19 protein-coding genes are annotated in these 21400 nt (G+C 61.9%); 9 read left to right on the forward strand and 10 right to left on the reverse strand.

Annotated elements, in window-relative coordinates; genetic code table 11:
- Window positions 1-23 precede the first annotated feature (23 nt).
- Complete coding sequence (locus NL123_RS00965) at window positions 24-1946, forward strand: acetyl-CoA hydrolase/transferase C-terminal domain-containing protein (RefSeq protein WP_494357065.1); 1923 nt, start codon at window positions 24-26, stop codon at window positions 1944-1946.
- A gap of 70 nt (window positions 1947-2016) precedes the next feature.
- Here NL123_RS00965 and NL123_RS00970 read toward each other — a convergent pair whose 3' ends face one another.
- Together NL123_RS00970 and rep are read right to left on the reverse strand one after the other, a co-directional pair.
- Entirely contained in the window at window positions 2017-2589 is a 573-nt protein-coding gene (locus NL123_RS00970; protein WP_025856334.1) for a xanthine phosphoribosyltransferase, read from the reverse strand.
- 58 nt (window positions 2590-2647) lie between these two features.
- Window positions 2648-4657 carry a DNA helicase Rep gene (gene rep, locus NL123_RS00975; protein ID WP_248485333.1) on the reverse strand — a complete coding sequence of 670 codons (2010 nt, stop codon included), beginning with the start codon at window positions 4655-4657 and terminating at the stop codon, window positions 2648-2650.
- A gap of 256 nt (window positions 4658-4913) precedes the next feature.
- On the opposite strand from rep, the gene NL123_RS00980 reads away from it, so the two are divergent.
- Window positions 4914-6578, forward strand: coding sequence for a putative bifunctional diguanylate cyclase/phosphodiesterase (locus NL123_RS00980; protein WP_058424227.1), 1665 nt, complete (start codon window positions 4914-4916; stop codon window positions 6576-6578).
- Between the two features lie 111 nt (window positions 6579-6689).
- Here the strand turns inward: NL123_RS00980 and NL123_RS00985 are convergent, their stop codons facing one another.
- Window positions 6690-8096, reverse strand: a complete 1407-nt coding sequence (locus NL123_RS00985) for a NorM family multidrug efflux MATE transporter (protein ID WP_494357066.1) — start codon at window positions 8094-8096, stop codon at window positions 6690-6692.
- 147 nt (window positions 8097-8243) lie between these two features.
- Here NL123_RS00985 and NL123_RS00990 point away from each other — a divergent pair, with 147 nt between their 5' ends.
- Window positions 8244-9164 (forward strand): LysR substrate-binding domain-containing protein, encoded by a 921-nt coding sequence (locus NL123_RS00990; protein ID WP_494357067.1) that lies wholly within the window; start codon window positions 8244-8246, stop codon window positions 9162-9164.
- 177 nt (window positions 9165-9341) lie between these two features.
- Entirely contained in the window at window positions 9342-11318 is a 1977-nt protein-coding gene (locus tag NL123_RS00995; protein WP_494357068.1) for a methyl-accepting chemotaxis protein, read from the forward strand.
- A gap of 3 nt (window positions 11319-11321) precedes the next feature.
- Here NL123_RS00995 and NL123_RS01000 read toward each other — a convergent pair whose 3' ends face one another.
- A complete protein-coding gene (locus NL123_RS01000) occupies window positions 11322-12236 on the reverse strand; it encodes an ABC transporter six-transmembrane domain-containing protein (RefSeq protein ID WP_248485328.1) in 915 nt (304 codons plus the stop codon).
- 114 nt (window positions 12237-12350) lie between these two features.
- Here NL123_RS01000 and NL123_RS01005 point away from each other — a divergent pair, with 114 nt between their 5' ends.
- On the forward strand, window positions 12351-12935 hold the full coding sequence (locus tag NL123_RS01005) for a TetR/AcrR family transcriptional regulator (protein WP_248485327.1): 585 nt from the start codon (window positions 12351-12353) through the stop codon (window positions 12933-12935).
- Here NL123_RS01005 and NL123_RS01010 read toward each other — a convergent pair.
- The gene (locus NL123_RS01010) at window positions 12932-14428 is read right to left on the reverse strand and encodes a YifB family Mg chelatase-like AAA ATPase (RefSeq protein WP_248485325.1); all 1497 of its coding nucleotides are present in this window, start codon (window positions 14426-14428) and stop codon (window positions 12932-12934) included. The genes NL123_RS01005 and NL123_RS01010 overlap by 4 nt on opposite strands.
- Window positions 14429-14583: 155 nt before the next feature.
- Window positions 14584-14847, reverse strand: coding sequence for an accessory factor UbiK family protein (locus NL123_RS01015; RefSeq protein ID WP_071488052.1), 264 nt, complete (start codon window positions 14845-14847; stop codon window positions 14584-14586).
- A gap of 422 nt (window positions 14848-15269) precedes the next feature.
- Here NL123_RS01015 and glnK point away from each other — a divergent pair, with 422 nt between their 5' ends.
- The 4 genes from glnK to sutA all read left to right on the forward strand — a co-directional run bounded on the left by glnK (window position 15270) and on the right by sutA (window position 18047).
- Window positions 15270-15608 carry a P-II family nitrogen regulator gene (gene glnK / locus NL123_RS01020; protein ID WP_002555808.1) on the forward strand — a complete coding sequence of 113 codons (339 nt, stop codon included), beginning with the start codon at window positions 15270-15272 and terminating at the stop codon, window positions 15606-15608.
- A 34-nt stretch (window positions 15609-15642) separates the two neighbouring features.
- Window positions 15643-16980 (forward strand): ammonium transporter, encoded by a 1338-nt coding sequence (locus NL123_RS01025; RefSeq protein ID WP_248485318.1) that lies wholly within the window; start codon window positions 15643-15645, stop codon window positions 16978-16980.
- Between the two features lie 211 nt (window positions 16981-17191).
- Window positions 17192-17617 carry a secondary thiamine-phosphate synthase enzyme YjbQ gene (locus NL123_RS01030; RefSeq protein ID WP_248485316.1) on the forward strand — a complete coding sequence of 142 codons (426 nt, stop codon included), beginning with the start codon at window positions 17192-17194 and terminating at the stop codon, window positions 17615-17617.
- Window positions 17618-17720: 103 nt separating this feature from the next.
- Window positions 17721-18047 carry a dormancy-specific transcriptional regulator SutA gene (gene sutA / locus NL123_RS01035; protein ID WP_015886504.1) on the forward strand — a complete coding sequence of 109 codons (327 nt, stop codon included), beginning with the start codon at window positions 17721-17723 and terminating at the stop codon, window positions 18045-18047.
- Between the two features lie 197 nt (window positions 18048-18244).
- On the opposite strand, the gene NL123_RS01040 is transcribed toward sutA, so the two are convergent.
- Genes NL123_RS01040 through dapF form a run of 4 tightly spaced genes read right to left on the reverse strand, consistent with a single transcriptional unit; the run spans window position 18245 to window position 21399 of the window.
- Complete coding sequence (locus NL123_RS01040; protein WP_494357069.1) at window positions 18245-18940, reverse strand: HAD family hydrolase; 696 nt, start codon at window positions 18938-18940, stop codon at window positions 18245-18247.
- Window positions 18937-19836 (reverse strand): tyrosine recombinase XerC, encoded by a 900-nt coding sequence (xerC, locus tag NL123_RS01045; RefSeq protein WP_058424219.1) that lies wholly within the window; start codon window positions 19834-19836, stop codon window positions 18937-18939. Before xerC ends, NL123_RS01040 begins: the two co-directional genes overlap by 4 nt.
- A 2-nt stretch (window positions 19837-19838) precedes the next feature.
- On the reverse strand, window positions 19839-20555 hold the full coding sequence (locus tag NL123_RS01050; protein ID WP_071494593.1) for a DUF484 family protein: 717 nt from the start codon (window positions 20553-20555) through the stop codon (window positions 19839-19841).
- A 13-nt stretch (window positions 20556-20568) separates the two neighbouring features.
- Window positions 20569-21399: a diaminopimelate epimerase gene (dapF, locus tag NL123_RS01055; RefSeq protein WP_248485312.1), complete on the reverse strand. Its 831-nt coding sequence runs from the start codon at window positions 21397-21399 to the stop codon at window positions 20569-20571.
- Window position 21400: the final 1 nt, after the last annotated feature.

The following is a 21400-nucleotide window of genomic DNA, read 5'->3' on the forward strand; positions in this document are numbered from 1 at the left end:
CATGGAATGTTCAGGAGGGTCGGATGGTGCAGTTGTGTTCAATCGAGCAAGCAGTTGACGACGTACTGGCGCGGTTGCCGGCGCATATCCACATGGGCATGCCCCTCGGGCTAGGCAAGCCGAACCGGTTTGCCAATGCCTTGTACCGGCGCATCGCCAAGTTGCCGGAGCGGGCGCTGACCATCTATACCGCGTTGAGCCTGGGCCGCCCGACGATGGGCGATGGTTTGCAGAAACGCTTTCTCGAACCCTTTATCGAGCGGGTGTTCGGCGATTACCCCGAGCTGGATTTCCTCGCCGACCTGCACAACGACAGCCTTCCGAAAAATATCCATGTGCAGCAGTTCTTCATGCAGCCGGGCAGCTTGCTGCACAGCGAGTCGGCGCAGCAGGATTACGTCAGCAGCAACTACAGCCACGCCGCTCGCGACATCAACGCAGCGGGCTTGAACCTGGTGGCGCAACTGGTCGCCAGCAGCAGCGAACATCCGGATCGCCTGAGCCTGAGCTGCAACCTGGATATCACCCTCGACCTGTTGCCGATGATCGCCAAGCGCCGTGATGCCGGTGAAACCGTGCTGATCGTTGGCCAGGTCCACAGCGATTTGCCCTATATGCCCGGCGACTCTGAGCTGGGCATGGATGCCTTCGATTACCTGATCGATGAAAAAGACAGCACCACGTTGTTCTCCACGCCGAATATGCCGGTGGGTTTCCAGGACCATTTTATCGGCTTGCATGCCAGCACCCTGGTGCGCGATGGCGGCACCTTGCAGATCGGCATCGGCTCCATGGGGGATGCGCTGACCGCCGCGTTGCTGGCGCGCCAGGCCGACAATGAGTCCTATCGCTCGCTGCTGACCGACCTGGACGTGTACCAGTGGGCACCGCTGATCAGCCGTGAAGGCGGTGTCGACCCCTTCGCCCGGGGGCTTTACGGGTGCAGCGAAATGTTCGTCAACGGCCTGTTGGTACTGGCGGACGCGGGGATTATCCGTCGCAAGGTCTACCCGGATGTGGCGACGCAACAGCAGGCCAACGCCGGCACGCTCGACGATGCGGCGCAGCCTGACGGCATTTCGATCCACGGCGGCTTTTTTCTTGGCCCGCGCAGTTTCTACCAGCGCCTGCAGGAAATGACCCACGCCAAGCGCCTCGAATTCAACATGACCCGCATCAGCTACATCAACGAGCTGTACGGCCAGGAAGAACTCAAGCGCCTGCAGCGGTTGGATGCACGGTTTATCAACAGCGCGATCATGGTGACGCTGCTCGGCGCGGGCGTGGCCGACCAGTTGGAAGACGGTCGTGTGCTCAGTGGTGTGGGCGGGCAGTACAACTTTGTGGCCCAAGGCCATGCGCTGGAAGGTGCGCGGTCGATTCTGATTTTGCGCAGTTGGCGCGAGTCAGCGGGGGAGGTCAGTTCCAATATCGTCTGGGACTACGGCCACTGCACCATTCCCCGGCATCTGCGGGATATTGTCATCACCGAATATGGCATTGCAGACTTGCGCGGGCAGACGGATGCCAAGGTGATCGAGGCGTTGCTCAATATCACCGACTCACGCTTCCAGGACGATTTGATCAAGGAGGCGCAAAAGGCCGGCAAGCTGCCCAAGGATTTCCAGCTGGATCCGCGCTTTGCCGATAACACGCCGGAGCGCTTGCAGGGGATTCAGGCACGCCATCGTCGGTTGTTTCCGGAGTATCCGCTGGGCAGTGATTTCACTGATGAAGAACGGGATTTGTTGCGGGCGCTGAACTGGCTCAAGAGCAAATTCAAGCTGACGGAGATTCTGGAGCTGGGCAAGGCGGCGTTGGATGCGCCGGAACCGGAGGTGTTTCCCAAGCATCTGGAGCGGATGCGGTTAGGTAAGCCGGAGGGGCTGAAAGAGGATCTGTACCAGCGGCTCCTACTCGCCGGCCTACAGGCCACCGCGCACTGACAGGCAACACAGGGTCAATGTGGGAGGGGGCAAGCCCCCTCCCACTGTTACAACCACTTTGAGGCAGGGGTTATTCGATGAAGGTAACGACGCCACCTTCCAGCGACTTGACCCGCGCCAGCGACTCAACCCGATAACCCTGTGCATCCAATTCCGCACGCCCACCCTGGAACGACTTCTCGATCACGATCCCCAAACCGGCGACGGTCGCGCCGGCCTGCTTGATGATCGAGATCAGCGCCTGGGACGCCTTGCCGTTGGCCAAAAAGTCATCGATCACCAGCACCCGGTCGCTGCTGGTCAGGTGGCGCGGGGAGATTGCCACGGTGCTTTCGACTTTCTTGGTGAAGGAATACACCGTTGCCGACAGCAGGTTTTCCGTCAGGGTCAGGGACTGTTGCTTGCGCGCGAAGATCACCGGTACACCCAGGTTCAGGCCGGTCATGATCGCCGGTGCGATGCCCGATGCTTCGATAGTGACGATCTTGGTGATGCCCGAGTCCTTGAACAGTGCGGCGAATTCGTCGCCGATCAGCTTCATCAGCGCCGGGTCGATCTGGTGGTTCAGAAAGGCGTCAACCTTGAGTACCTGATCGGAAAGCACGATGCCTTCTTCGCGAATTTTCTTGTGCAGTGCTTCCACGGAAAGCTTCCTCTAATGGCGCGCTATGCGCCGAAAGTAGATTGAAAAGTAGTCGATTCTAGCGCTTTAACATCGCGCGTATGTCCGCCAAGGCGGTGTTGCCGCGAACGGCCTTCACCTCGGTCGGGGTGTCGTCATTGCCTTCCCAGGCCAGGTCATCCGGCGGCAGTTCATCCAGGAACCGGCTGGGCGCACAATCGATGATTTCGCCGTACTGTTTGCGCTTGGCGGCAAAGGTGAAGGCCAGGGTCTGACGCGCGCGGGTAATGCCCACGTAGGCCAGGCGGCGTTCTTCTTCGATGGTGTCGGCTTCGATGCTGGAGCGGTGCGGGAGGATTTCCTCTTCCATGCCCATGATGAACACGTAGGGGAATTCCAGGCCCTTGGACGCATGCAAGGTCATCATCTGTACACCTTCGGCGCCGTCTTCCTCTTCCTGCTGGCGTTCGAGCATGTCGCGCAGCACCAGCTTGCCGATGGCGTCTTCGACGGTCATCTCGCCGTCTTCGTCTTTTTCCAGGGTGTTCTTCAGCGCTTCGATCAGGAACCAGACGTTGCTCATGCGGTAATCCGCGGCCTTGTCGCTGGAGCTGTTGGTGCGCAGCCAGTTCTCGTAGTCGATGTCCATGACCATGCTGCGCAGCGCGCTGATCGGGTCTTCGCCGGCGCATTGCTCACGCACCTTGTCCATGAAGCGCTTGAAGCGCGACAGGCGATCGGTGAAGCGCGAGTCCAGGTGTTCGCCCAGGCCGATTTCGTCGGTGGCGGCGTACATCGAGATCTTGCGTTCAGTGGCGTAGTTGCCGAGTTTTTCCAGGGTGGTCGAGCCGATTTCGCGGCGCGGCACGTTGATTACGCGCAGGAAGGCGTTGTCGTCGTCCGGGTTCACGATCAGGCGGAAGTAGGCCATCAGATCTTTTACTTCCTGACGTCCGAAAAAGCTGTTGCCGCCCGACAGGCGATACGGCACCTGGTGGTGCTGCAATTTCAGCTCGATCAGCTTGGCCTGGTAGTTGCCGCGATAGAGGATCGCGAAATCGCTGTAGGGCCGGTCGGTGCGCAGGTGCAGGCTGAGGATCTCGACGGCCACGCGCTCGGCTTCGGCGTCTTCGTTACGGCAGCGGATCACGCGGATCTCATCGCCGTGGCCCATCTCGCTCCACAGTTGTTTTTCAAATTCGTGGGGGTTGTTCGAGATCAGCACGTTGGCGCAGCGCAGGATGCGGCTGGTGGAGCGGTAGTTCTGCTCCAGCATCACCACTTTCAGGGACGGGTAGTCGTCCTTGAGCAGCATCAGGTTTTCCGGGCGGGCGCCACGCCAGGCGTAGATCGACTGGTCGTCGTCGCCGACCACGGTGAACTGGTTGCGCTTGCCGATCAGCATTTTTACCAGCAGGTATTGGCTGGCGTTGGTGTCCTGGTATTCGTCCACCAGCAGGTAGCGCACCTTGTTCTGCCATTTTTCGAGGATGTCGGCGTGTTCCTCGAACAGCTTTACCGGCAGCAGGATCAGGTCGTCGAAGTCCACCGCGTTGAACGCCTTGAGCGTGCGCTGGTAGTGGGTGTAGACGATGGCGGCAGTCTGTTCCTTGGGGTTGCGTGCATTTTCCAGGGCCTGGGGCGGCAGGATCAGGTCGTTTTTCCAGGCGCCGATCATGTTCTTGATCTCGTCCACGCCATCGTCGCCTGCGTATTCCTTTTGCATGATGTCGGTCATCAGCGACTTCACGTCGGTCTCGTCGAAGATCGAGAAGCCCGGCTTGTAGCCCAGCCGCGCATGCTCCTTGCGGATGATGTTCAGGCCCAGGTTGTGGAAGGTACACACGGTGAGGCCACGGCCTTCGCCACCCTTGAGCAGGGTGCCGACGCGCTCTTTCATTTCCCGCGCAGCCTTGTTGGTGAAGGTCATGGCGACGATGTACTGGGCGCGGATGCCGCACTGCTGGATCAGGTGCGCGATCTTGCGGGTGATCACGCTGGTCTTGCCGGAGCCTGCGCCGGCGAGCACCAATAGAGGGCCGCCGACGTAGTTCACGGCTTCTTGCTGCCGGGGATTGAGTCGGGACATACAGAATTCAGGGAGTCGTTGTTCAAAAGGGCGGGCATTTTAACAGGCTGGCAGGATTCTGCTCTGTCAGAACGACAGTGTGACGTACCACTCGATCTAAATTTGCCGGTTTTGATACTTTGCCGCAGGATGTGAGGGTTGTTTTGAGGCTAATGTTCACAGTTCGCGTGTTTGATAACCCCTATCATTGGTGATTCTCAGGCCGCACGTCATAATGCGCGTCGCCACGAATTTTTGCAGAGTCTAGGGAGCTAGCTTGTCTACGCCTGTCGAACCCTTGCGTTTGCTGCTGCTGGCCGATGAGCCCGCGTGGGCAGCGTTATTGCGCGAGTGCCTGGCGCCGATGGGCGATGGGGCTGTGCTGATCAGCGCACCAAACTGGGAATCCGTGAGCCGTCTGTTCGATGACGACCACAGCGCCGTACTCTTGACCACGCCCGGCCTGCAACCCGGGCCTGGCCGTTGCAGCCTGCCGTGTGTGTTGTTGCTGGAACAGGAGCCGCTGGTTTCACCGCTTGGCGTCAGCGATTGGCTGGTGCGTGATGTATTGGATGCCGATACAGTGCGCCGCTGCCTGCGCCACGTCCGCGAGCGTGGGGTGCTGGAAAACACCCTGCAACGCCTGGCTGAACAGGACCCGCTCACCGGCATTGCCAACCGCCAGGGCTTCCAGACCCTGTTGACCGCGCGCCTGGCCGAGAATGAAGGCCGTGGCCTGGCCCTCGGCCACTTGGACCTCGACAACTTCCGCCACGCCAACGATGCCCTCGGCCACCAGGCCGGCGACCGGTTGATCCTGCAAGTGGTGTCGCGGCTCAAGAGCCAGCTCGAGGTCGGCGACCAACTGGCGCGCCTGGGCAGCGATGAATTCGCCCTGCTGATCGACACCCGTCGTGCGCCCCAGCGTGCCGAGTGGATGGCCGAGCGCATCACCGAAGTCATGGCCGAGCCCTATTGGGTGGATGGCGAAAGCCTGCTGATCGGTTGTAGCCTGGGCGTGGCCCATGCCAGGGCCCGTGCCGGTGCCGACCCGCTGATGTGGCACGCTCATATCGCCATGCAGCAGGCCAAGAGCACCCAGGGCTGCACTTTTCATATCTTCAACGAACGTATCAACCGCAACGCGCGCAGCCTCGCCGACCTGGAAAGCGAGCTGCGCCGCGCCTTGCGCCGTGACGAACTGGAGCTGCATTACCAGCCGCGCCTGGACCTGGACGACGGCCATATCGTCGGCCTGGAAGCCCTGGTGCGCTGGCGCCATGGCGAGCGCGGCCTGTTGCCGCCGAGTGAGTTCGTGCCACTGGCCGAGCAAAGCGGCCTGATCGTGCCGCTGGGCTACTGGGTGATCTCCCGGGCCCTGCGCGACATGCAAGACCTGCGCGAACGTGGCCTGCCGCCGTTGCACATGGCGGTCAACCTCTCGTTCCGCCAGTTCCAGGACAGTCAGTTGCTCTCGACCCTCAGTCGGCTGATTGCCGAGCGGGGCGTGGAGGCGCAATGGCTGGAGTTCGAGCTGACCGAAACCGCCGTGATGCGCCGCAGTGACCTGGTCAAGCAGACCATGGATGCCCTCGGCCGCCTGGGTGTGCGGTTTTCCCTGGATGACTTCGGTACGGGCTTCTCATCGTTCGTGCACCTCAACAGCCTGCCGATTGCCTTGTTGAAGATCGACAAGAGCTTTGTTGGCGGTATGGAGGAGCGCGAAGAAAACCGCAAGCTGGTGCATGCTATGATCAACCTGGCGCACAACCTCAACCTGGAAGTGGTGGCCGAAGGTGTTGAAACGCCTGAGCAACTGGCGCTGCTGCGTTTGTTTGGCTGCGACCAGGCCCAGGGTTACCTGATCAGCAAGCCGCTGCCGTTGCCGGAGTTGGTGGAGTACCTGACTTTCGGCAAAAGCCAGCAAGCGCTGCTGGGCTGAGGTGGCAATCCAATCAAAAAGTGGGAGGAGGCTTGCCTCCGATTGCGGTGGGTCAGTCAAAAAACCAGTGACGGGCACGCCGCAATCGGGGGCAAGCCCCCTCCCACATTGTTAATCGTGCAGGGCCTCGGCTTGGAATGAGCCTTGAGGTTCAGGCTCCTGGCGAAGCATCCGCTTCATCTTTGCCTCAAACGCCCAGGTCAGGCTCACCGCCGCGCACGCCAGGCCCAACGCCAGGCCCCACCACACGCCGGTCGGTCCCCAGCCCAGGGTGAAGGCCATCAGCCAGGCCGACGGTGCGCCAATCAACCAATAGCAACCCGCGCCGATCAGGAAGGTGGTCTTGGCGTCCTTGAGCCCGCGAATGCAGCCCATGGCGATGGTCTGCACGCCATCGAACAGTTCGAACCAGGCGGCGACGGCCAGCAGGCTGACGGCCAGGACGATCACGTCGTGGAACGCCGGGTCGTTGTGGTCGATGAGCAGGCCGATCAGCGGGTCGGAATAGAGCCACAACACGCCAGCAAATCCCAGCATGATCGCCGCGCCAAAGCCAATGCCGACACGACCGGCCAGGCGCGCATGCAGCAACTGCCCGGCGCCGTAGTGCTGGCCGATGCGCATGGTCACCGCGTAGGACATCCCCGCCGGCACCATGAACGCCACCGAGACGATCTGCAATGCGATCTGGTGCGCGGCCAACTGCGTGCTGCCCATGGTGCCCATGCACAGTGCCGCAAACGCGAACAGCCCGACCTCCACCGCATAGGTGCCGCCGATCGGCAGGCCCAGGCGCCACAACTCGCGCAGGTACTGGGTGTTGAGGCGCAGCAGGCCGGTACTCAGTGGGTAGGCCGCATAGGTGCGGTTGCTGCGGATGTACCACATCAGCGTCAGCGCCATGCCGTTGGCGACGATGGCTGTGACCAGGCCGATGCCCATCAGGCCAAGCTTGGGCAGGCCGAACATGCCTTCGATCAGCGCGTGGTTGAGCAGGTAGTTGATTACCGTACCGCCAAGGCTGATCACCATCACCGGCGTCGCCTTGCCGATTGCGCTGGTGAAGCCGCGCAGGGCCATGAAACTCAGGTAACCGGGCAGGGCGAAGGGCAAGATCGTCAGGAATTGCCCGGCCGAGTGCACGTTGGTCTCGGTCTGGCCAAACATCAGCAGCACAGGCTTGAGATTCCACAGCAGCAAACCGGCCGCCAGGGCCATCAGCCACGCCAGCCATAGCCCGGCCTGGGTCAGGCGGGTGGCGCCTTCGATATCGCCCGCGCCGTGACGGATGGCCACCAGAGTGCCCACGGCGGCAATCACGCCGATGCAGAAAATCGCCACGAACGAGTAGGTCGCCGCGCCCAGGCCGCCACCGGCCAGGGCTTCGGGGCTCAGGCGCGCCATCATCAGGGTGTCGGTCAGCACCATCAGCATGTGCGCCAACTGTGAGGCAATCAACGGCCCTGACAGCCGCAGAATGGCCCAGAGTTCGGTACGTGCCGGATGTTGCATGATCATCACGCTCGAAAAGTCAGAAGGTTGGGAAGGCTTGATTCTCGGCGCTCTCGGTTCATTACACAAAAGGATTAAAGCGATGATGTACATGACTTAAACTCATGCCTGCTGATCTGGTAGGGTGCGGTATTGCTCTGTAGGAATCTGCCGATGTCTCGACGTCTTGCCCCGCTGTATGCCTTGCGCGCATTCGAGGCCGCCTCGCGGCACAATTCCTTCACCCGGGCAGCGGAGGAGCTCTCCATCACGCAAAGTGCGGTGAGCCGGCATATCCGCACGCTGGAAGAGCATTTCGCCTGTCGCCTGTTCCAGCGCAGCGGCCGCACCTTGCAGCTCACCGAAGCGGCGCGCCTGCTCTTGCCGGGCGTGCGCGAAGGTTTCGCCGCGCTGGAACGGGCCTGCCATACCCTGAACGCCGAAGACGACATCCTGCGCATGAAGGCGCCGTCTACCCTGACCATGCGCTGGCTGCTGGCGCGGCTGAGCCGCTTCCGGGCGTTGCAGCCGGGCAATGAAGTGCAACTGACCAGCGCCTGGATGAGCGTGGACGAGGTGGATTTCAACCAGGAGCCCTTCGACTGCGCAGTGTTGCTGAGCTACGGGCACTTTCCGGCGGACTGGGAGGCCAGCTACCTGTTCCCGGAATTGCTGATCCCGGTAGGTGCACCGAACCTGTTGGAGGATGGGCCGTGGGATGCTGCGCGACTGGCCACCGCCGAACTGCTGCACCCCACGCCCGACCGTCGCGACTGGCGCAATTGGCTGCAACGCATGGGGTTGGCGTCCCAGGTGTCGCTCAAGGGCGGCCAGGTGTTCGATACTCTCGAACTGGGCATGATCGCCGCTGCGCGGGGTTACGGTGTGTCCATGGGCGACTTGCTGATGGTGGCCGAAGACGTGGCCCAGGGGCGCCTGAGCCTGCCTTGGCCAACGGCGGTGGCCAGTGGCGAAAACTACTACCTGGTATGGCCGAAAACCCGCCCCGGCGGCGAGCGTTTGCGGCGCCTGGCGGAGTTTCTGCAGGCGGAAGTCAAGGCGATGGAATTGCCCCAGGTCGAACGCCTCGAGTGAGGGGCGACAGACTGTTCGTGCAATCGTTTGCGTGATACCCCTGCGGATCGCTCAAGTATTGCCTCGGCTCGCCGAAGTAGGTGTGTTGGAACCATCGTGCACCAACGTTTCCCACCAGATAATTTGCCGAGCAGCGCTATGAGATCAGGATGATCCTGGCCTCGGCCAGGAGCCTTCATGTCTCAACCTCGCGCCCGGATAGCCTCCCAGTTAGGCCTGGCATTAGCCGTGATTCTGGCTGTCGTCATCAGCGGCAGCACCGTGTTTGCCTTGCGTTCGCTCGACTCCGCCAACCTCGCCACCCGCGAGGAGCACCTGGCCAGCGAAGCGCGTTTGCTCGCCGACCAACTCAACACCTTCCACAGCACCTTGCGCGAAAGTACCCAGCGTTTGAGCGGGCTGTTTGAAAAACGCTTCGGCGCCGGTTTGAGCGTGCATGCGGACCAGCCTGTGACTGTGGCCGGTGTGCAGACCCCAAGTCTGTACCTGGGCAATCAGGTGCTGAACAACAACTTCAATGAAGTGGATGAGTTCAAGCAGATGTCCGGTGGCGTGGCCACGGTATTCGTGCGCAGCGGCGAGGACTTTATCCGTATCAGCACCTCGTTGACCAAGCAGGACGGCAACCGCGCCATCGGCACGGTGCTGGATCGCCAGGGCCCGGCCTACCAGCGGGTGCTCAGCGGGCAGACCTATATCGGTCGGGCGGTGTTGTTCGACCGTTCCTACATGACTCAGTACAGCCCAGTGCGCGATAGCAGTGGCCAGGTGATCGCGGTGTTGTTCATCGGGTTCGACTACACCGATGCGCAGAATGCCCAGTTCGACAACCTCAAGCGTTTCCGCATCGGCCAGACCGGCTCCCTCGCCTTGCTGGATGAACAGAAGCGCTGGCTGGTGCCGCCGGCGGGCGTGCAGGCGCTGGATCAAGCCATTCCCGTGATGCTGGACCTGGCCAAGACGCCGGGTACAGGGCGCTTCTGGGCAGACAAGAACGAAGACTTCTACAGCGTGTCGGTGCCTTTCGAAGGCGGGCCGTGGGCCGTGGTCGCGAGCATGCCCAAGGCCGAAATCCGCTCGGTGACGTGGGACGTCGGTATCCGCCTGGTGATCGGCAGCGTGCTGGCCATGCTGCTGGCGGTCGGTGCAACGGTGTGGCTGCTGCGCAGCAAGCTGGCGCCGTTGGGCGACCTGGTGCGCCAGGCCGAAGCCTTGGGCGCGGGCGACTTGAGCGCACGCTTGAACGTGTCCAGCCATGACGAAATCGGCCAACTGGCGCGCAGTTTCAACCAGATGGGTGAAGCGCTGTCGACCATGGTCTCGCATATCCGCAAGGCGGCCGAAGAGGTCAACAGCCGTGCCCAGGCGCTGTCCGGTTTGTCCGGTGGCGCCTATGAAGGCATGGAGCAGCAGTCCGGCGAGATCACCAGCATGGCCGGGGCGGTGGAAGAGTTCAGCGCCACCTCGCTGAACATTGCCGACAACATGGGCAGCACCGAACGCCTTGCCCAGGAAAACGCCCAACAGACCCGCATCGGGCGCAACTCGATGCAAGAGGCGTCGTCATCCCTGGAACACATCGCCACCGCGCTCAACAGCACGGCCACGGTGATCAACACCCTGGGCCAACGCTCCCAAGAGATCGGCGGAATCGTCGGCGTGATCACCTCGATTGCCGAACAGACCAACCTGCTGGCGCTCAACGCCGCCATCGAGGCCGCCCGCGCCGGTGAACAAGGCCGTGGGTTTGCCGTGGTCGCCGATGAGGTGCGCAACCTGGCGTCGCGTACCCGGGAGGCCACTGACGAAATCTCCGGAATGATCCAGAGCATCCAGCAGGAAACCGGCAACGCCATCAGCACCATGGAGCGCGGCAATGTGTTGATGCAGGAAGGCCTGTCGCGTAACGCCGACGTGGCGTCGGCCCTGGCGCGTATTGACGAGCAAAGCCGCTCGGCCGGTCAGCAGTTTGCTGCGATTACCACCGCCACCCAGGAACAGAGCAGCACCGCGACCTTGCTCAGCAGTAACCTGCAGAGCATTGCGCTGGCCAACAGCGAGCAGCGGGAAGTGGTGTCGAACCTGGCGATCACCGCCAAGGAACTCGAAACCCTGGCGGCGGGCTTGCGGCATGAGGTGGACCGGTTTCGTTGAGGCCTAGCGATCGCCCAGGCCAGGGTCAACGCGCTTGCCGATGTCCTTCAGGCGCGCCAGTTGGTCGACCATGCCGGGGGCTTCGTCCATGCTGGTGACGAAGGTCCACAGGTAGGTCATGACCGCGTAGATATGGCCAGCCTTGACCGCGGGTGACAGCGCCAATTGGCTGATGGCGACCACAAACAGCAAGGCGGCCAGCGTACCCAGAAACAGGTACGCAGCCGCCTCACGATCCGACAGCCAGATGCGCAGGCGTGAAAGCACTTGGTAGTGGCGCCGCAGGGTCGGTGCGCCGACCTTTTCCACCAGGCCGATTTCTTTTTCCAGCCGGTTGTTCAGCCGTTCATGCAGCTCCTGGTTGCGCCGGGCAAAGCGTGGCAACAACGTGATGCACAGCACCAGTGCGCCCAGGCACGCCAGGCCTACCCAGGGCTCGATCACGATCAACATCACCGCCGCGCCGATAATCGACACCAGCGCCGTGGCAATGATCGGTACATGCTTTTCAAAGAAGTCGACGAACTCCCGGGCGAGCACCACCCGTGCCGCCGATTTCGACGTGCTGTGGTTCTGCAGGCGTTGATTGAGGATCACCGGCACCGCCAGATCGGCGTAGATCCGTGTGAAGGTCCGCGTATCCAACGCCCGCCGCGCCGCGCCGACCACCCAGAATGCCAGGACCACGGCGGCGTAGAACAGCGCGTTGCTGGCGTCGCCACGGATGATCGCGTCCACCGCAAACCCGGCAAACAACGGGTAGGCCAGCAGCAGCGCGTTCTCCAGCGCGACCAGCGACAGCGTGGCAAACAGCTTGCCCGGATAGGCTTTGGCAATGGCCTTGAGCGTCTGGCCGGCGGATTGCTGGCCGATTTTCCGGCTTTCTTCGATCAGGATTTGAGGTGTGGCGGATGACATGGGGTGCACCAAAGGAGTGATAGACGCTATTATTGAGCGACTGCTCAAGTATCCTTGAGCGATCGCTCAAAAAGCAAGCGCCGCTTATCTGCCGGTGCCTGGAAGGAATTGCCCATGTCGCGTATCGACCGTAAAGACCAGATCATCGCCGCCGCCCTTGAGCTGTTTCGCAGCAAGGGTTTTGCCGATGTGTCCACCCGCGACCTGGCCGAACATGCCGGCCTGTCCCGCAGCCATGTCTATCACTACTTCAGCGACTGGAAGGAACTGCGCCGCGAAGCCTTCGTGCGGTTTGCCAACGAACAGTTGGACGAAGTGCGCGCGCCCCTGGCAGAAGCAGCGCCCCTGGACGCCTTTGTGGGTTTTTTGCGTGACTGCCTGCCAAGCACCGCTGATGCAGGGTGGGCACTGTGGCTGGATGCTTGGGACGAAGCGATGCAGGACCCGGAAATGGCCCAGGCTTACCTGGCGATCAACGCCCAATGGCAAGGCATGCTCGCCGAGGTGATCGAGCGGGGTGTGGCTGCCAATGTCCTGCGTTGTGACTCGCCACAACGCGCTGCCCGCCAGATCTTTGCCGTGGCGATGGGCTATGCCGACGACCTGATGCTCAAACCCTCCATGGAGTCGGCGGAAGCGGCCTTGGATGAAGTGATGGAAGTGGCGCGCCTGCTGTTGGACTTCCCAGAGGCACCCTAGCCGACGGCCGCGGGCCGATACTGCAACGCTTCCGCCAAGTGCGGTCGAGTAATGCTCTCGGCGTGCTCAAGGTCGGCCAGGGTACGCGCCACTTTGAGCAGGCGATGGGCAGCGCGCAGGGATAGTGTCAGCCGTTCACAGGCGGTTTCCAGCCAGCCTTCATCGGTCTTCGTCAGCTTGCAGTGCTTGCGCAGCCCCGGCAGATCAAGGAACGCATTTGCACAGCCCTGGCGTTGCTGTTGGCGATCGCGGGCCTGGGCGACCCGTGCCGATGCCTCGGCGGTGTTATCGCCCGCCTGCTGGGTTGGGTTCAATGCGGTGGTTTCTCGCGCCACAGTGAGGTGCAAATCAATACGGTCCAACAAGGGGCCGGAGAGCTTGTTGCGATAGCGCTGAATCTGCTCCGGCGTGCAGCGACAACGCCCGCTGGGTTCGCCCATGTACCCGCAAGGGCAGGGGTTCATGGCGGCTACCAGTTGGAAGCGGGCCGGGAAGCTGACGCGATCGCGGGCGCGGGAGATGACGATGTGACCCGATTCCAGAGGCTCGCGCAGCACCTCCAGCACCTTGCGGTCGAACTCAGGCAACTCATCGAGGAACAGCACGCCGTGATGGGCCAGGGTAATTTCCCCCGGCTGCGGTTTCGACCCGCCGCCCACCAATGCCGGACCTGAGGCAGAGTGGTGCGGCTGGCGAAACGGTCGGTGTGGCCAGTGACTCAGCGGCGCAAGGCTGACGACCGACTGGATCGCCGCCACTTCCAGGGCTTCCTGCTCGCTCAACGGCGGCAACAAACCCGGCAGGCGACTGGCGAGCAAGGTCTTGCCGGTGCCGGGCGGGCCGCTGAACAGCAGGTTATGCGCGCCCGCCGCTGCAATCAGCAATGCGCGCTTGGCGGCGAGCTGGCCCTGTACTTCGCTCAGGTCCGGGTATGGCTTGTTCAGGTACAGCAAGCCGTCGGATTTGTAGGGTTCTATAGGCTGATGCCCATTCAGGTGCGCCACCACCTGCAGCAAATGATCCACCGCGATCACCTTCAACCCCGAGGCCAGGCACGCTTCCTCGGCATTCGCCCGAGGCACTATCACGGTGCGCCCGGCCTTGCGCGCCGCCAATGCCGCAGGCAACACGCCTTTCACTGCGCGCACCTCGCCGGACAGCGCCAATTCTCCCAGACATTCCACGTCGTCGAGCAGCAAGGCTGGCACCTGCACGCTGGCCGCCAGGATGCCCAACGCAATCGCCAAGTCAAAGCGCCCGCCGTCCTTGGGCAGGTCGGCGGGCGCCAGGTTGAGGGTGATGCGTCGGGCGGGGTATTGCAGGGCGGAGTTGAGAATGGCGCTACGCACCCGGTCCTTGCTTTCCTTGACGGCTGTTTCCGGCAAGCCGACGAGTGTCAGGGACGGCAAACCATTGGCCATGTGCACTTCGACGGTGACGGCAGGCGCTTCGACGCCGATCTGGGCGCGGCTGTGGACGATGGCGAGGGACATGCTCGTTCCTTGAAAAGAGGGCCGCTTCCTGCGGGTTTTTCAAGGGTAGACGAGGTGGGGAAATGCGAGGCGAGGGAGGTTTTACAGAACGTATCCAGAGTCGTTCGCAGCGCTTTATGTGGGAGCAGGCAAGCCAGCTCCCACACTGACCGCGTTTATTCAGCAGAGGGCGGCGTCAACCTAGCTTCCAACTCCGCTACCTTCGCCTCCAGGCTCTCCAACCGCGCCCGCGTGCGGGCCAGCACCACCATCTGGCTATCAAACTCTTCCCGGCTCACCAGGTCGAGCTTGCTGAAGCCGCTTTGCAGCAGCGCCTTGAACTGGCTTTCGATTTCATTGCGGGGCAGCGGGGTGTCGCCGCTGAACAGGCGAGAGGCGTGGCCGCTCAGGGCGTCGAGGAGGTCTTTGGGCGCGAGCATGGGAAATATTCCGGAAAACTGTTGGCCGGCAGTGTATCACGCAGCGTCTATAGTCTTTTCCGTGGCGGCGAGCGCACGCTTTTCGCGCAGCGGGCCGGGCGGTGGCGCACTGTTTTTGTGCGCATTGCCGCCATCAAAAAGCCCCGCAGTTGGGAGAAAGTGGGCAAAGGACTGATTTCAGTGATTTTTACGGAGCTGGCAAGGTTTCTGCTTAGACGATCATGACCCATGCACTGATGCAGTCGCTGTGACGAATGCAGTGCGCCGACGGATCAGGGGTACAGGTTTCGTCACCAGTGGTTCGCTGGCGTCGCAACGGCAAATGCCGAGGCGACGACGCGTTACAAAGCCAGGCACTGCGCTTAGACTTGAGACGGGTTTGTTTTCCTGGGGCAAGTCCACCAATTCGGGAGAGAGTTTTCATGAAGCTAGTCACTGCCATCATCAAGCCGTTCAAGTTGGACGATGTACGCGAGTCGTTGTCCGAGATCGGCGTGCAGGGCATTACCGTTACTGAGGTCAAAGGCTTCGGTCGGCAGAAGGGTCACACCGAGCTGTATCGCGGCGCGGAATACGTAGTCGATTTCCTGCCGAAGGTGAAGATTGATGTCGCCATTGACGACAAGGATCTTGACCGGGTTATCGAGGCGATAACCAAGGCTGCCAACACCGGCAAGATTGGTGACGGCAAGATCTTCGTGGTCAATCTGGAACAGGCTATTCGCATCCGTACCGGCGAAACCGATACCGACGCAATCTAAGCCGCCAAACCCCAACGCCCCAGGAGAAAACAATATGACTCTGCGTAAATTCGCAGGGCTCGGAGCCCTGTTGTCCATCGTAATGCCAAGCCTGGCCATGGCGGCAGACGAAGTGGCGGCTCCAGTCCTCAATTCCGGCGACACGGCGTGGATGCTCACATCCACCGCGCTGGTGCTGTTCATGACCATTCCAGGCCTGGCGCTGTTCTACGGCGGCATGGTGCGCTCCAAAAACATTCTTTCCGTGATGATGCAGTGCTTCGCCATCACCGGCCTGATCACCATCCTGTGGTTCGTGTACGGCTACAGCATGGCGTTCGACACCACCGGGATGGAAGCGGGCGTCGTCAACTTCAACTCGTTCGTGGGCGGTTTGTCCAAGTTGTTCCTCGCGGGTGTGACCCCGGCGAGCATCACCGGCCCTGCGGCGCTGTTCCCTGAGGCGGTGTTCGTCACCTTCCAGATGACCTTCGCCATCATCACCCCGGCGCTGATCGTCGGTGCGTTCGCCGAGCGTATGAAGTTCTCCGCGATGCTGATCTTCATGGGCGTCTGGTTCACCCTGGTGTATGCGCCGATTGCCCACATGGTGTGGGGCGGTCCGGGTTCGTTGCTGGGTGACTGGGGAGTGCTCGACTTCGCTGGCGGCACCGTGGTGCACATCAACGCCGGTGTGGCTGGCCTGGTGGCGTGCATCGTGCTCGGCAAGCGTAAAGGCTTTCCGACCACCCCGATGGCACCGCACAATCTCGGTTACACCCTGATCGGCGCGGCGATGCTGTGGATCGGCTGGTTCGGCTTCAACGCCGGCTCTGCCGCTGCGGCCAACGGCACTGCCGGCATGGCGATGCTGGTCACCCAGATCGCTACCGCTGCTGCGGCGCTGGGCTGGATGTTCGCCGAGTGGATCACTCACGGTAAGCCAAGCGCACTGGGCATCGCCTCGGGTGTGGTGGCGGGCCTGGTGGCAATCACTCCGGCTGCTGGCACCGTAGGCCCAATGGGCGCCCTGGTGATCGGCCTGGTCGCCGGTGTGATCTGCTTCTTCTGCGCCACCAGCCTCAAGCGCAAGCTGGGTTACGACGACTCCCTGGACGCATTCGGTGTGCACGGTATCGGCGGTATCGTCGGTGCGATCCTCACCGGTGTGTTCGCAGCCCCAGCACTGGGCGGCTTCGGCACGGTGACTGACGTGGCTGCACAGGTCTGGATCCAGGCCAAAGGCGTCGGCTTCACGGTGATCTACACCGCTATCGTGACGTTCATCATCCTCAAGGTGCTGGACATGGTCATGGGCCTGCGGGTGACCGAAGAGGAAGAGGCGGTCGGCCTCGACCTGGCGCAACACAACGAACGCGGCTACAACTTGTAAGTACGCGAAAAAAAGATGCCCGGCTTGCCGGGCATTTTTTTGCCTGGTGTTTGTCAGTCGTAACACGCTGTAGCGGTTTTTAAGCGATGTTTGTGATGGGATGCACACGGCACTTTTCCGCATGCCAATGTCTTACAGGCATGTAGGCGTATTCGGCACTTTGTTTTTTCCCTGAGCGCGCTAGAATGCGCGCCGATGGGCGGAGAACTGTATGTGGCAACAGACCCTGATTACCCTGCGGGCCAAGCCCCGGGGCTTTCACCTGGTAACCGATGAGTTGCTGGCCGGCTTGCCTGAATTGAAGGCCTGTCGTGTGGGCTTGTTGCATCTGTGGCTGCAGCACACCTCGGCCTCGTTGACCGTCAACGAGAATGCCGACCCGGCGGTACGCCGTGACTTCGAACGTTATTTCAATTCGCTGGTGCCGCAAGGCCGTGCAGGGTTCGAACACAACGACGAAGGTCCGGACGACCTGCCGGCGCACTTCAAGGCCAGTCTCCTGGGCTGCCAGCTGAGTTTGCCGGTGAAGGCCGGCCGCTTGGCGATGGGGACCTGGCAAGGTGTTTATCTGGGCGAGCACCGTGATCATGGCGGTGCTCGTAAAATCCTCGCCACCTTGCACGGTGATGGGGCATAAGCCACTGGTTAACCAGTGGATGTTGATTTTTTTCCGGCAGCCGTCGACAGAGGGTGAAGCTGGGCTATAACTAATCTGCTTTTCGCAAGTCATGAGGTAGAACATGAGCGACGATGATCTGGAAAACGACGAACTCGAAGTAGGTGACGAAGACGACACCGAAGAAGGCCTCGAAGCGGCGGCGGAAGACGTTGCCGACGACGACGGTGGCGATGATGCACCTGTCCCGGCCGCCAAAGGCAAAGCCAAGGCAGCTGTGTCGGTAGACGAATTGCCAAGCGTTGAAGCCAAGAACAAAGAGCGTGATGCCCTGGCCCGTGCGATGGAAGAATTCCTCGCTAAAGGCGGCAAAGTGCAGGAAGTCGAGGCCAACGTGGTGGCAGACCCACCGAAGAAGCCGGATAACAAGTACGGCAGCCGACCTATTTGAGGTCCGTCACCTGCTTGTAAGAAAAAGCCCGCCGTCGCTGTGGGCTTTTTCATGCCTTGAGTAAAGGCCTGGAGGTCACCGGCGATAAAAAATGTGGGAGGGGGCTTGCCCCCGATAGCGGCGTATCAGCCAACGAATATATTGGCTGACCCACTGTAATCGGGGGCAAGCCCCCTCCCACATTTTGACCTGTGGTATTACTTCCAGCTGCGCAGCAGTTCCGGCAACTCTGTCAGGCTACGAATCTGCGCATCCGGTCGCTTGTCTCCCTCCCATACCTTACCCGTCGGGTTAAACCACACCGCCCGTAACCCCGCCTGCTGCGCCCCGGCAATATCATCCCCCGGGTGATCGCCAACATGCACCGCCGCACCAGCGTCTACGCCACCACGCTGCAACGCCTCCTGAAACAACCGCGCATCCGGCTTGGCGATGCCGATATCTTCGGCGCGCAGCGCAAAATGGAAGTAGTCCGCGAGGCCAACGCGCTGCACATCCGCATTACCGTTGGTGATCACACCCAGCAGGAAGTGCTGACGCAGTGCCTTGAGCATGGGCTCGGCTTCGGGAAACGGGGTGAGCTGGTGGCGCGCGTGGATGAAGGCTTCGAAGCACACATCCGCCATTTCCGTGGCCTCAGGCTGTGGATAACCAGCCTCTTCAAACGCATGCATCAACACCCGGTGGCGCAGGATGCTGATGCGGTGTTTCAGCTCAGGATGGCGCTCCAGCACCTGCTGGCGAAGACTGGCGAAGTGCTCCAGCGGCAAATCGCCGACTTTGGCGGCGTTAAGCGCCAGCCATTCGCGCATCGACGCTTCGGCGCTGATGATGACGGGTACGTTGTCCCAGAGCGTATCGTCCAGGTCGAAGGTGATCAGCTTGATACTCATGAGTCGCCGTCCTTGATGCGTTTGGCCCGTGGGTGGGCGCTGTCGTACACCGTTGCCAGGTGTTGGAAATCCAGATGGGTATAGATCTGTGTGGTTTTGATATCGGAGTGGCCCAGTAGCTCTTGCACCGCGCGCAGGTCCTGGGACGATTCCAGCAGATGGCTGGCGAAAGAGTGTCGCAGCATATGTGGGTGCAGGTTCTGCCCCAGCTCTCGCTCCCCGGCGGCCTTCACCCGCACCTGAATCGCCCTTGGTCCAAGACGCCGGCCTTGCTGGCTGACGAACACCGCATCGTCCGCCGGGTTGGTCAACAGGCGCAGCGGCAACCACAGCTGCAACGCCTCCCGTGCCTTGCGGCCTACCGGCAGGACACGGGTCTTGCTGCCCTTGCCGAGCACTTGCACCAGGCCGTCTGCCAGGTCCAGTTGATCCAGGTTCAGGCCGGTCAGCTCAGAAAGGCGCAGGCCCGAGGAATAGAACAGTTCCAAAATCGCCTGGTCGCGGTGGGCCAGGAAGTCATCCTCGACCGCACCATCGAGCAGTTGCAGGGCACGGTCAGTGTCCAGGGTCTTGGGCAGGCGCCGCTCGCCCTTGGGCGGCGACAGGCCGTTGGCCGGGTCGTGGTCGCACAGGCCCTCGCGATTCAGGTAGTGATAGAGCCCGCGCACCGCCGAGAGCAGGCGTGACAGGCTGCGCGAGGATTGGCCGGCCTGGTGCAGGCGCGCGATCAGGCTGCGCAGGCCCTGGATATCCAGGGCCTTCCAGCTGTCGATCCGTTGTTTCTCGCAGTACGCCAGGACCTTGTTCAAGTCCCGCCGATAGGCTTCCAGGGTATGGGGCGACACCTGGCGCTCGTTGCGCAGGTGAGCGCAGTAAGCGTCCAGTTGCCGTTCCATGGCTAGCGCACCGCGCGCAGGGCGGTGGTGAACCGCGGCAGGACGCGGCCCAGCACTTCGGCGATGTAGGTCAGGAACAAGGTGCCCACGGAGCTTTTGTAGTGCTGAGGATCGCGGCTGGCGATGGCCAGCACGCCATGCAGGCCTTGATGACTGAGGGCGACGACGGCGGTGGAGCCGATCTGCTTGCGCTGTTCGGCGCCGAACAGGAAGTCCAGCTCATGCTCGCGCAAGGTGCCGCTGATGGTCTTGCCCTCGGACAGCAGGCCGCCGATTGCGGTTTGTGCGTCGCTGCCGCTGACCCATCGACCCACCGGCATCGGGTTGTCGCTGAACAGGATCAGGCTCACGAATGGCACCTGGAAGTCCTGGCGCAGGCTGTCTTCCACCGCGATCACCGTTTCTTCCAGGCTGGTGGCGTCCATCAGGGTCAGGATCAGGCGGCGGGTTTTCTCGAACAGGCGATCGTTGTCGCGGGCGACGTCCATCAGGTGCGAGAGCTTGTGGCGCATTTCAATGTTGCGCTCGCGCAGGATCTTCATCTGCCGTTCCACCAGCGATACGGTATCCCCACGTTGATGGGGGATGCGCAGTGCCGGCAGCAACTCTTCGTGCTCGACGAAGAAGTCCGGGTTAGCCTCAAGGTACGCCGCAACAGTGGCGGCCTCCAGGCTGTCGCTCGGGGTAGCGGGTGCGGGTACTTGAGGCTTATCGGTCATTGGCTTGGCTCACTCATAGACGGACCTGTCCTTCGTATACGCGCGAGGCCGGCCCGGTCATCATCACCGGGTGGCCAGGGCCTGCCCACTCGATGGACAAGCGTCCGCCGGGCAGGTCGATCAGCAGTGGCGAATCCATCCACCCCTGGCTGATCGCGGCCACGGCAGCGGCGCACGCACCGGTGCCGCAGGCCTGGGTTTCGCCGGCGCCGCGTTCCCACACGCGCAATTGCGCGCGGGTACGGTCGATCACCTGCAGGAAGCCCACATTCACCCGTGCCGGAAAGCGCGGGTGGTGTTCGATTTTCGCGCCCAGCTCATGCACCGGCGCGTTGTTGATGTCGTTGACCCGCAGCACGGCATGGGGGTTGCCCATGGACACTGCAGCGATGTCGACGGTCTTGCCGTCCACGTCCAGCGCATAGCTGACGGCCTGCTCGGTGGCCTGGAACGGAATATCCGCCGGCACCAGGCGTGGCGCGCCCATGTTGACGCTGATCTGGCCATCGCTGCGGATATCCAGCTCGATCACGCCGCTCTTGGTCTCGACGCGGATCTGCCGCTTGGCGGTCAGGCGCTTGTCCAGCACAAAACGCGCGAAGCAGCGCGCACCGTTGCCGCACTGTTCCACTTCGGAACCGTCGGAGTTGAAGATCCGATAACGGAAATCCACTTCCGGGTTGCTCGGTGCCTCGACGATCAGCAACTGGTCGAAACCAATGCCAGTGTGACGATCGCCCCACTGTTTAGCGTGCTTGGGCAGGATATGCGCGTGCTGGCTGACCAGGTCGAGGACCATGAAATCATTGCCCAGCCCGTGCATCTTGGTAAAACGCAGCAGCATG

Source organism: Pseudomonas sp. FBCC-B1565, from assembly GCF_059133265.1.